We start from the raw sequence: 11,639 nt of genomic DNA, 5'->3' as shown, positions 1-11,639 counted from the left end.
TGCGACAACATTTTCATCTCTTCACCCCCGGCAAGGACATTTTTTATGTCGCACTAGTATGCGCCTAAGCTGTGACTCTGGGATGAAAGTTGCGTGTGCGCAACACTAGATGGAAGCGGCTTGCCTCAGGTCGGGTTTTTCTGCCCATTTTGCCAGCGCCTCCGCCATGCGCTGGCTTTCGCCGACGGCAAAGGTCCAGTCGCGGATGCGGGCCTGGTGGTTCTGGCCGTAGTGCTTGAAGTCATTGCGGTCAGGCAGTTTGGCGTTCGGCAGCTTCGCCACAAACGAGGGGGCGGGCGAGATCAGCACCACGTTTTCCACGGCGCTGTCGCGCGCGCGGCGCCACGGCATCGACTTGTCCAGCCAACCGGGCACGATGTGGTCGGTGAAGTGCGGATACAGCACCAGGCCGGGATCGCGCTGGTAGGGCAGGTGCAGATGGTAATCGATCAGGCCACCGTCCCAGTAAGCCCCTTGCGGAGCACGGGCGATGCCGGTGACCGCTTCCAGCACCAGCGGGATCGAACCGGAGGCCAGCAGCGCATCGCGCACATTGTCTGCACCGAGTCCGACAAAGTGCGTGGCGAAGGCATCGAAATTCTGGCGCAGCCAGGCGCCGTCGTCGCGCGCATCGTGAAAGACCACGCGCTCCATCGAGCCGGCCAGGCGGCTGCGCGATAGTGCGTTGCCGGCCGCAGCACGCAGGAAGCCCGCCATTTCGCGCCAGCGGCTGCCGCGCGTATCGCCCAGCGCGCCGATACCACGAGCGGTGATGATGGACAGCAGATAGCCGGGATTGGATAGCGGCTCGGCGCCGCGCCCTTCCAGCACCTCATCCAGCAGGCTGCGGCAGGTGCGGCTGACGTAAGCCGCATCCACTTTTTCTGGATAGGTCTGATGCGCATAGTGATGGGCCAGGCGGCGCAGAGCTGCAACCGGATCGTGCAGCGCAGCCGCCGCCATGCGCCATGCGCCGATCGACGCGCCGACCAGGCGGCGCTGGCGTGGCGCCTGTTCCAGCCACTCGCCAAACATCCACTGGTCGATGCCGTTGAGGATCAGCCCTTTCGGACCGCCCGCGGCAGCGGGGATGATGGCGACGTCCGCCGCCTGCAAACCTTCGCGTTCGATGCGCTGGCGCGCACGCTCGCCGAGGCGGATGGTAATCGGTGAATCCACTTACTTCATGCCTCCGCCCAGTGCGCGGTACAGATCGATGGCGCTGGTGGTGCGCAGCAGGCGCGCCTGCACCAGCGATTGCTCGGCGCTGAACAGCTCGCGCTGCGCATCCAGCACGTCCAGCGAACTGGCCACGCCGTTTTCGAAGCGCAGCTGCAGCAGCTTGAGACGATCGGCTTGCGCATCCTGCACGGCGCGCTGTGCTACCACCTGCTCGCCCAGATAGGCACGGGCAGCCAGTGCATCGGCCACTTCGCGGAAGGCGGTCTGGATGGTTTTCTCGTAATCCGCGACGGCGATGTTCTTGCGGACTTTGGACACGTCCAGATTGGCGCTGTTGCGGCCCGTGTCGAAGATCGGCAGCGTCAGTTGCGGCACGAAGGACCAGCTGCTGTTACCGCTGTCGAACAGCTGCGAGAAGGCCGGGCTGGTGCTGCCCACGGCGGCCGTCAGCGAGATGCGCGGGAAGAAGGCGGCACGTGCGGCGCCGATATTGGCGTTGGCGGCTTTCAGGCGCAGTTCGGCGGAGCGGATGTCCGGACGGCGCGCCAGCAGGTCGGAAGGCAGTCCTTCCGGCACGGCGCTCATGGCATCGATCTGTTCATCGGTCGCCATGGCGCCGGATGCGGCCTGCGCCGGTGGCTGGCCGACCAGCAGGGTCAGTGCATTCTCGGCCTGCGCGCGCTGACGGGCCAGGGCCAGTGCGGCGGCCCGCGCCGTTTCCATCAGCTGCTCGTTGGAGCGCAGGTCCAGACGAGACGAGGCGCCTACGTCCACGCGCTGCTTTGTCAGGTCGTAGGTGCGCTTGCGGGCTTCGTACGTGCGCTGGGCCAGGTCGTACTGCTCGGCGAAAGCACGCTCGGTGAAGTAACCCTTCGCCACTTCGGCCACAAGACTGATCTGCGCCGCCTGGCGTGCTTCGTCGGTGGCCAGGTAGGTATTCAGTGCCGCATCGCTCAGGCTTTTCACGCGGCCGAAGAAGTCCAGCTCGAAGGAGGAAATGCCGACACCCGCGTCGAAGCGTTCACCCACCACCGGCTGCCCGGTGGCGGACAGGAAGCCCGGCGTGCGGGCGCGCGATTCGCTCAGCGTTGCGTTCAGCGTCGGCAAACGGTCGGCGCGCTGGATGCGGTAAGCGCCGCGCGCTTCCTCGATACGCAGTGCGGCTGTGCGCAGGTCGCGGTTGTTGKCCAGCGCGGCGGCGATCAACTGCTGCAGGCGCTGGTCGGTAAAGAATTCACGCCAGCCGATGTCGGTGGCGGGGCGCGTGCCTGTCGCGTTGACAGCGCCGCTTGCGCCGCCTGCTGCCGGCAGGGCCGGATAGCCTTCCGCCACGGGCGCTGCCGGGCGCTCATAGGTCGGGGCCATGGAGCAGGCGGACAGCAGGGCTGCCGCCAGCACGGTAAGAGTTGTTTTCATCATTGCTTGTTCTCCGGCAGATCGAGTTCGTGCGCGGCGAGGCGGCGCTGGCGCTCGCTGCCTTTGAAGATACGGCGGATTACCACGAAGAATACCGGCACCAGGAACACCGCCAGCACCGTCGCGGTAATCATGCCGCCCATCACACCGGTACCGATGGCGCGTTGGCTGGCGGAACCCGCGCCGCTGGCGATCACCAGCGGCAGCACGCCGAGGATGAAGGCGAGCGAGGTCATGATGATCGGGCGGAAGCGCAGGTGCACCGCTTCCAGCGTCGCTTCGATCAGGCCCTTGCCCTGCGCCTGCAGGTCCTTGGCAAACTCGATAATCAGAATCGCGTTCTTCGCCGACAGGCCGATAATCGCAATCAGGCCCACCTTGAAGTACACGTCGTTCGGCAGTCCACGCACGTGGGCGCCCAGCAGCGCGCCCAGCACACCCAGGGGCACCACCAGCAGCACGGCCACCGGAATCGACTCGCTCTCATACAGCGCGGCCAGCACCAGGAAGGCGGCCAGCATGGACAGCGCGAACAGCATCGGCGCCTGCGAACCGGACAGACGCTCTTCCAGCGACTGGCCAGTCCATTCGATCGCAAAGCCTGGCGGCAGCTGGTCGCCGAGGCGCAGCAGCTCGTCCATCGCTTCACCCGTGCTGCGGCCCGGCTGGGCAGCGCCGCTCAGGCGGATCGCAGGATAGCCGTTGTAGCGCACCAGCTGCAGCGGACCGATGATCCAGTGCGAAGTCGAGAATGAGGAGAAGGGCACCATCACGCCGGTGGAGCTGCGCACATTGAGGCGCATCAGGTCTTCCGGCTGCATGCGGCGGTCCTGGTCGGCCTGCACGATCACGCGCTGCTGGCGTCCGCTGCTGGCGAAGTCGTTCACATACGAAGAACCCAGCGCGGTGGACATGGTGCTGTTGATGTCCGCGAAGGACACGCCCAGCGCATTCGCCTTTTCACGGTCGATATCCAGTTGCAGCTGCGGCGCATCTTCCAGCCCTTCCGGACGCATGCCGGTCAGGATGCTGCTCTTGGCCGAAAGCCCCAGCAGCTGGTTACGCGCTGCGACCAGCGCATCGTGGCCCTTGGCGCCGCRGTCCTGCAGGCGGGCGGTGATGCCGGTGGCGTTACCCAGCTCGCGGATCGGCGGAGGGCTGAGCGGGAAGATGATCGCATCCTTGATGCCGGACAAGTCCTTGAATGCGCGCTGCGCAATCGCTTCGGCCGAATCCTGCGGGCCGCGTTCCTTCCAGTCCTTGAGCGGCACGAACACCAGGCCGGCGTTCTGGCCCGAGCCGGAGAAGCTGAAGCCTGCCACGGCAATGGTGCGCGCCACGCCCGGCTGCTTGCGGAAGTAGGCATCCACCTCGGCCAATACGGCTTCAGCGCGGCTGCGCGAAGCACCCGGCGGCAGCTGCACGTTGGTGATGATGTAGCCCTGGTCTTCGTTCGGCAGGAAGGACGAAGGCAGCTTCACGTACAGGAAGGCCACGATGCCCAGCAGCGCTGCGTAAATCAGCAGGTAGCGGCCAGTGCGCTTCAGGATGCGGGCGATCCAGCCCTGATAGCCGTTGGCGGTGCTGTGGAAGCTGCGGTTGAACCAGCCGAAGAAGCCGCGCTTCTCGTGATGGTGGCCGGCTTCCACCGGTTTCAGCATGGTGGCGCACAGTGCCGGCGTCAGCGACAGCGCCATCAGCGCCGAGAAGATCATCGCGGACACCATGGACAGCGAGAACTGGCGGTAGATCGCGCCCACGGCGCCGCCGAAGAAGGCCATCGGGATGAACACGGCGATCAGCACCAGCGTGATACCGATGATGGCGCCCGTGATCTGGCCCATGGCCTTGCGCGTTGCTTCGCGCGGCGACAGGCCTTCCTCGCTCATGATGCGTTCCACGTTCTCCACTACCACGATGGCGTCGTCGACCAGGATGCCGATCGCCAGCACCATGCCGAACATGGTCAGCACGTTGATGGAGAAGCCGAACACCTGCATCGCGGCGAAAGTACCCATCAGGGCCACCGGCACCACGATGGTCGGGATCAGGGTGTAGCGGATGTTCTGCAGGAACAGATACATCACCAGGAACACCAGGAACACGGCTTCCAGCAGGGTCTTGACCACTTCCTCGATGGAGATCTTCACGAACAGCGACGTGTCGTAAGGCACGGTGTACTTCAGGCCGGGAGGGAAGTATTTCGACAGCTCTTCCATCTTCTCGCGCACCAGGGTGGCGGTGGCGAGTGCATTGCCGGTCAGCGATTGCTGCACGGCGATGGCCACGAAAGGCTGGCCGCTTAGGCGTGCGCTGATGCCATAGTTGGCGCCGCCCAGCTCCAGGCGGGCCACGTCCTTCAGCCGCACGGTGGAGCCATTCGGGTTCGCACGCAGGATGACCTTGCCGAATTCCTCGATGGAGGTCAGCTGGCCCGTCACAACCACTGGCGCGTTATACGTCTGTGAGCGCGGATTCGGCAAGTCGCCGATGGTGCCCGATGCCACCTGCGCGTTCTGCGCGCGGATGGCATTGGTCACATCGCTCATATTCAGCTTGTAGCCGGTCAGCTTGTTCGGATCGACCCAGATGCGCATGGCGCGCTCGGTACCAAACAGCTGCGCCTGGCCCACGCCGGGCAGACGCTTGACTTCATTCAGCACGTTACGCGCCAGATAGTCGCCGATCGCGTTCGGGTCCATGCGGCCGTCTTCGGAATAGGCGCCCACAAACATCAGGATGTTGGAACGCGCCTTGTTGACCTGCACGCCTTGCTGGATCACGGACTGCGGCAGGCGCGATTCCACGCGCTTGATGCGGTTCTGCACATCCACGGCAGCCAGGTCGGGATTGGTGCCCGGCTGGAAGGTGACGGTGATGGTCACCGAGCCGTTGGCCGTGCTTTCCGATTCAACGTATTGCAATCCATCCGCACCGTTCATCTCCTGTTCGATCACGCTGGTGACCGCGTCGTCCACCACCTGAGCGGTGGCGCCCGGATAGGCGGCGGTGACGACGATGGATGGCGGGGCGATGGTCGGGTACTGCGCCACCGGCAGCAGGGTGATGGATAGCGCACCACCCAGCAGGATGAAGAGCGCGATCACCCATGCAAAGACGGGGCGGTCGATAAAGAACTTTGCCATCAGCGGCTCCCGTTATTTCGACGCGGCCGGCGCTGCCGCGGCAGGCGCGGAACCGGGCGAACCGCCGGACGGCAGCGGCTGGCCGCTGGCATCGGCTTTCGGCGGGCCTTGCCACGGCACTGGCGCTACGACGCCGCCCGGCTTGGTCTTCTGGAAGCCTTCCACCACGATGCGCTCGCCGCCCTTCAGGCCCGAGCTGACCAGCCATGCGTTGCCGGTGGAGGCTTCGGCCGTCACAGGCTGCGCAGTGATCTTGTTGTCGGCACCGACGATGAAGACGGACGCGCCGTCGGCGCCACGCACGATTGCTTGCTGCGGCACGGTGATGGCTTTCTCATCCACGCCCTGTTCGAGGCGGGCGCGCACATACATGCCCGGCAGCAGGGTGCGCTTCGGATTCGGGAACTCGGCGCGCATCGAAACGGAGCCGGAGCTTTCGTCCACCGACACATCGGAGAACAGCAGCTTGCCCGGCTGTGCGTATTCGCTGCCGTCTTCCAGCTGCACGGTGACGCGGGCGGTGTCCTTGCCCATGCTCTTCAGTTTGCCGCTCGCCAGCGCCTGCTTCAGGCGCAGCAGCTCGGCGGAAGACTGGGTGATGGTGACGTAGATCGGGTCGAGCTGCTGCACCAGCGCCATTGGCGTGGCCTCGTTCTGGCCCACCAGTGCGCCTTCGGTGACGAGGGCGCGGCCCACGCGGCCGGCAATCGGCGAGGTCACGGTGGCATAGCCCAGCGTCAGGCTGGCGTTCTTGCGGTTGGCGCGCGCGGTCTGCAGATCGGCATTGGCCTGCTTCTGCGCGGTGACGGCGTCGTCGTACTCCTGCTGGCTGACGGCTTGCGCGGCCAGCAGCGGCTTGTAGCGCTTGACCTTCAGGTCGGCCTGGGCCAGGTTGGCGTCGGCGCGCGCCACGGCGGCTTCGGCGCTGTCGAAAGATGCCTGGAACTGAGCGGGGTCGATCCGGAACAATACCTGGCCTGCCTTGACGTCGCCGCCTTCCTCGAATACGCGCTTGAGCACAATGCCGGGCGTCCGTGCCCGCACCTGGGCAATACGGTAAGCTTCTACGCGGCCGGGCAGCTCGTCGGTAACGGCAACGCTGGCTGTTGCAACGGTGATCACGGAAACTTGAGGAGGAGGCGGGGCAGCTTTGTTGGCGTCTTTCTTGTCGCCGCAGGCCGTCAGGGAGAGGGTGATGACGGCTGCAACGATAGGCAGGTACCGGGGTACGGTTCTCATGGATTGTCTCGTGTTGTGGTTAATGGCAGGGACAAGGCCAAGATTGTATAACAGTGTTAAATGTATCGTTTTGTACAGAGAACGAATGATTTAGAATGGAGATGTAGTTCAATAATGTTTGCTACTTTTGGGAACGCGATGAAGAAACTGTCTTTACTGTTGTTGCTGGCTTCTGGCGCTGCCATGGCCGATGAAGCTGCGCTGCAGCACTGCCGCACCCTGGCCGATGGCGCTGCGCGCCTGGCCTGCTATGACGCTATTCCGCCGGGCTTCAAGGCGCACGCCGGCGCTACGCCTGCTGCGGCATCCACCGCTGCGCCTRCACACGCAGCTGTCCCGGCGTCCGCCGCRCCGGCCGTTGACCGTGCATTCGAAGTGCAGTCGAGCACCGTGGCCGCCGCGCGCGCTGCCTCCGCGCCGACGCTGGAAACGTCCATCGTGGGTGAGTTTGAAGGCTGGGGGCCCGGCCAGACCATCCGTCTGGCTAACGGCCAGATCTGGCGTGTGGAAGATGACAGTTCGGAAATCGTATATGTCACCAATCCCAAAGTGTCCCTGCGCAAGGGCATGATGGGCGCGGTGTTCATGGATATTCAAGGTGCACGCGGTGCGCCGAAAGTGCGCCGCATTCAGTAAGGAGGCGATATGGTCCTGGCAATTGTAGGTGGTTTGCTACTGGCACTCGGCCTGTTTGCCGGGACTGTGCTGGTTCTGGTGCCGCTGGGTCTGGCGGCCATGGAGAGTGGCGCCATGCTGTGGCTGCTGTTCCCGCTGCTGAGTATTGTCGGTTACACGCTGTTTGCAACCGGTGCGCGCGTGGGGAATTTCCGGGCCTTGTCGTTTGCCGTGTCCTGCCTGCTGCTGGTGCTGGCAGTGGCCTCGGCGGCCGGTCTGGTGCTGGAAGCGACCAAGCTGATCAGCCCTGCGGGCAATACGCTGTCGCTCTGGTATGTGCTCGCCGTGGGCGGCGTGCTGGGGACGATAGGCGCCGCCGCGTCAGCGAAGTCCGCCGCGTGAACGCGACGGCGGATCGAATGATCCGCCCTACGATGCATTCCCTGTGATGCGGCCGGCGTTGGGCGGATCATTGATCCGCCGGGTGCTTAGCGCATTGCCGAAATCATCTGTTTCAGCTTGCCCGCGTCAGCCACGAAGGCGCGGATGCCTTCGGCCAGCTTCTCGGTGCCCATCGCGTCTTCGTTCAGCATGAAGCGGAAGGTCTTCTCGTCCACCGCGATCTTGCCCAATGCATCAGCGCCGGCGGAGGCGGTGTTCAGCTTGCGCTCCACCGGACCGGTGGTGTCGGCCAGCTTCTGCAGCAGATCAGGGCTGATGGTCAGCAGGTCGCAGCCGGCCAGTTCCATGATCTGGCTGGTGTTGCGGAAGGACGCGCCCATCACTTCGGTCTTGTAGCCGAACTTACGGTAGTAGTTGTAAATGCGCTTGACGGACTGCACGCCCGGATCTTCCGCGCCCTGGTAGTCGATGCCAGTGGACTTCTTGAACCAGTCGTAGATACGGCCCACGAACGGCGAGATCAGCTGCGAACCCGCTTCGGCGCAGGCGATGGCCTGGCACAGCGAGAACAGCAGGGTCATATTGGTGCGGATGCCTTCCTTCTCCAGGATCTCGGAAGCGCGGATGCCTTCCCAGGTCGAGGCGATCTTGATCAGGATGCGTTCGCGCGGAATGCCAGCCTTTTCGTACAGGGCGATCAGCTCGCGGCCTTTGTTCACATTGCCTTGCACGTCGAAGGACAGGGCGGCGTCGATTTCGGTCGACACGCGGCCTGGCACGTACTTCAGGATTTCGGTGCCGAAAGCGATCAGCAGGTGGTCGACGATGGTGCCGGTGGACGCGCCCGGATTGTCGCGCACGGCCTTTTCCAGCAGCGGCTTGTATTCATCCTTCTGAACGGCCTTCAGGATCAGCGACGGATTGGTGGTCGCGTCTTGCGGGGTATAGGCTTTGATCGACTGGAAATCGCCGGTGTCGGCGACCACGGTGGTGTATTGCTTGAGCTGTTCGAGCTGGTTCATTGAAGCACCGATAACAAAAATGGGGACGAAAGGACGTATTGTAGCAGCCTGCAAGGCCGCGTTTGGTGGTATTGTCTCTTTGTTCATACTGTTTTAGGGAGCGTGATGAAGACACTGCCTTTGCTGTTGCTACTAGCCTGCGCCAGCGCGCTCGCTGATGACGCGGCGATGCTGCGCTGCCGCGCCGTTCCCGACATTCCAACGCGCGTGGCCTGCTACGACGCGATCCCCGTCGCCGCGCCGCGCGCCGGGGCGCCAGTCGCCGCTGTTGCCGCTTCCGCCGCCAGCGCCGCTTCCGCAGTCAGCGCCGCCACCGCTGCGACCACCGCGACCACCGCCAGCGCCGCCACCGCTGCCACCGCCGCGACGCCCTCCAACGTTGCCGCTCCCGTCGGCGTCGCTGCTTCTGTTGCGGCCGGGGCAGTGCCGGCGCCTGCCGCGCCGGCCTGGACCGCGTTGCCGGCCAAGCCGGTCGCGAAAGCCGAGGAACCCAAGCAAGCGGACACCGTCGAAACGCGTATTGAAGGCGCCTTCAAAGGCTGGGCACCCGGCCAGATGATCCACCTCGCCAACGGCCAGGTATGGCGCGTCGTCGACAACAGCAGCGAAGACACCGACCTGCAGAACCCGAAAGCCCTGCTGCGCAAAGGCCTGCTGGGCGCGGTGTTCCTGGACATCGAAGGCGCCTACCGCGCGCCGCGTGTGAAGCGGGTGCAGTAAGCCGCAGACCGGACCATGGCGCCGGAAGCTCTCACAGGCAAGCAGCTGGACGAATTGCGCAGTGCGCTGCGCAACTATGTCCGCAAGCATTTCCCTGGCTTGCATGATGAAGCCGATGATTTGACCGCACAAGCCATCTCGGATCTCTGGGAATACCTGGAGAAACGTGGCGAAATTCCCGATCAGCCTGCCATACGCAAGATTGGCTATGCCATACTAAAACGCCGTGCAGCGGACATCTTCCGCAAGCCAGCGCGCGACTGGGCGATGAGTCTCGACAACCTGAGTGAGGCCGAGCAGGCCGATCCTGCGCAGCCGGATGCCTGGCGCGCCGCGCTGCACCGGCGCATGCTGCACATCTGCGTGGCCGAACTGGCGGATGCGTCGCAGGAAGACGATTTGCTGCTGTCGATGGTGGCCGGGACCGGCCCTGATCAGAAAGACGCGCTCGACGCGCGCACCCGCCAGCGCCTGCACCGCTTGCGCGCCCGCCTGGCGGAAGCAATACGAAGAGAGCTGGGAGAAGATGCAAAGAAGCTGCTGAAGGATTCCGTCTAGCGAGGGCGTCATGAACAGTTACGCGCAATTCGAAGCATTCCTGCACATCGTTCACATCTCGGACATGCATTACCGGGACGCTGCTTCGCCGGCCGACCCGAAAGGCGAACTGAAGCTGCGCGCCATCGCCCAGCGTCTGCGCACGCTCAACGCCAATCTGGCCGATACCTTTGAAGAGCTGGTGGACCTTGGTTATGCAGGCCACGATCCCAGCGCCGAACGCGAACTGAGCGACTTCTTCGACTGGTTCGCTGCCGATCCCGATTTCGGTTCGATTCCCGCCTGGCTGGTCGATACCGGCGACTTGAGTGCGATTGGCGATCTCGAATCGCTGACCGTCGCCAAAGCCACGCTGCAGGACTATGGACGCCGCCTGCGCGCAACGGCCACCTTCTCACAGTACGGCAATCACGATGCCTGGCCCGCGACCTTTCCCATGCTGGCGCGCCGCAGCGACGTGGCAACGCACCGCGACACGCTGCGCCAGCAACTGTTTGCCTCCGTCTGGCCGCAAGGACCGCTTGGCATTCCGATTCCAAACACCCAGTCGCAGCTGGTGCTTTACGGCGTGAACACCACAATTGACGACCGCTGGCGCAATACCTGGGCACGCGGCCATGTCGGGCGCGACCCGCACTGGCTGCAACGCAAGGGCAAGGGTGCGTTGAGTCAGATGCAGGTGCTGGCGGACGATGTGCAGCGCGGCTTCAGGCCGGATGGCAGCCGCGATTTCCGCGTGCTGGCCATGCATCACCCGGTGCACTATCCCCCGCCGYGGCCGGTAATGAGCATGAGCCTGAGTAACGATATCGACGTGGGCGATGCCTTGAGCCGTTTCGGCCGTCTGGGACGTGGCAAGCTGGCGGAGCTGGTGTTAAGCGGACACACCCATGTGCCTTTCCCCGCGCTGGGCGAGCTGCCGCCGGATAATGCGAAGCAATATCACGATCCGCTGGGGCGCGACCAGTTGCAGCTGATTGCCGGATCATCGGCGCAGATGGTGCGGGCCACCAGCCATGGCGGCACCGCAAGCGGCCCGCTGCCGCACCAGTTCCAGGTGCTGACCTTCTATGCTTCCCCGGCGCGTCAAACGCCGCGCCTGGTGATGGAGCGCCGCCTCGTCGGCCGGCCGGCGGGCACCGGACCCTTCGGCTTCCTGCAGCTGCCCGGCACCCGCAATACTGTGGAGGCGGCCTGGCTGGATTACTGATCAGGCAGCGTGGGCGGTAGCGAGCATGCGCGCCGGCACTGGCGAGCGCTCACGCAGCGCGGCAAGCAAGTACATGGCATCGCTGGAACGCAAATAGAAGCGTGCGCACAGCGTCGCCAGGTCCTGCTG

10 protein-coding genes are annotated in these 11,639 nt (G+C 64.5%); 5 read left to right on the top strand and 5 right to left on the bottom strand.

Translation table 11 applies throughout. The features are described 5' to 3' along the window. Positions 1–105: 105 nt before the first annotated feature. From AB4Z11_RS09395 to AB4Z11_RS09380, 4 genes are read right to left on the bottom strand one after another with little or no spacing between them, the layout of a single operon-like run. On the bottom strand, positions 106–1,179 hold the full coding sequence (locus AB4Z11_RS09395; protein WP_442024721.1) for a patatin-like phospholipase family protein: 1,074 nt from the start codon (positions 1,177–1,179) through the stop codon (positions 106–108). Continuing rightward, positions 1,180–2,601 (bottom strand): efflux transporter outer membrane subunit, encoded by a 1,422-nt coding sequence (locus AB4Z11_RS09390; protein WP_442024719.1) that lies wholly within the window; start codon positions 2,599–2,601, stop codon positions 1,180–1,182. Next, on the bottom strand, positions 2,598–5,744 hold the full coding sequence (locus tag AB4Z11_RS09385; RefSeq protein WP_442024717.1) for an efflux RND transporter permease subunit: 3,147 nt from the start codon (positions 5,742–5,744) through the stop codon (positions 2,598–2,600). Before AB4Z11_RS09385 ends, AB4Z11_RS09390 begins: the two co-directional genes overlap by 4 nt. A 12-nt stretch (positions 5,745–5,756) precedes the next feature. Next, positions 5,757–6,983 carry an efflux RND transporter periplasmic adaptor subunit gene (locus AB4Z11_RS09380; protein WP_442024715.1) on the bottom strand — a complete coding sequence of 409 codons (1,227 nt, stop codon included), beginning with the start codon at positions 6,981–6,983 and terminating at the stop codon, positions 5,757–5,759. 138 nt (positions 6,984–7,121) lie between these two features. On the opposite strand from AB4Z11_RS09380, the gene AB4Z11_RS09375 reads away from it, so the two are divergent. Then, positions 7,122–7,619, top strand: coding sequence for a hypothetical protein (locus AB4Z11_RS09375; RefSeq protein WP_442024713.1), 498 nt, complete (start codon positions 7,122–7,124; stop codon positions 7,617–7,619). Positions 7,620–7,628: 9 nt separating this feature from the next. Beyond that, positions 7,629–8,000: a hypothetical protein gene (locus tag AB4Z11_RS09370; protein ID WP_442024711.1), complete on the top strand. Its 372-nt coding sequence runs from the start codon at positions 7,629–7,631 to the stop codon at positions 7,998–8,000. 86 nt (positions 8,001–8,086) lie between these two features. On the opposite strand, the gene tal is transcribed toward AB4Z11_RS09370, so the two are convergent. Next, positions 8,087–9,022, bottom strand: a complete 936-nt coding sequence (gene tal / locus AB4Z11_RS09365; RefSeq protein ID WP_442024709.1) for a transaldolase — start codon at positions 9,020–9,022, stop codon at positions 8,087–8,089. A 105-nt stretch (positions 9,023–9,127) separates the two neighbouring features. Here tal and AB4Z11_RS09360 point away from each other — a divergent pair, with 105 nt between their 5' ends. The 3 genes from AB4Z11_RS09360 to AB4Z11_RS09350 are packed head-to-tail and all read left to right on the top strand — an operon-like array spanning position 9,128 to position 11,510. Continuing rightward, positions 9,128–9,742, top strand: coding sequence for a hypothetical protein (locus AB4Z11_RS09360; protein WP_442024707.1), 615 nt, complete (start codon positions 9,128–9,130; stop codon positions 9,740–9,742). Positions 9,743–9,757: 15 nt separating this feature from the next. Further along, a complete protein-coding gene (locus AB4Z11_RS09355) occupies positions 9,758–10,300 on the top strand; it encodes a hypothetical protein (protein ID WP_442024705.1) in 543 nt (180 codons plus the stop codon). Positions 10,301–10,310: 10 nt separating this feature from the next. Then, a complete protein-coding gene (locus AB4Z11_RS09350; protein WP_442024703.1) occupies positions 10,311–11,510 on the top strand; it encodes a metallophosphoesterase in 1,200 nt (399 codons plus the stop codon). Positions 11,511–11,639 lie beyond the last annotated feature (129 nt).

Origin of the sequence: Pseudoduganella sp. RAF53_2 (assembly GCF_052113985.1) — a bacterium.
Lineage (GTDB): Bacteria > Pseudomonadota > Gammaproteobacteria > Burkholderiales > Burkholderiaceae_D > Rugamonas.
Note: the sequence above shows the minus strand (reverse complement) of the source record. Positions and strands in the feature narration are given on the sequence as shown.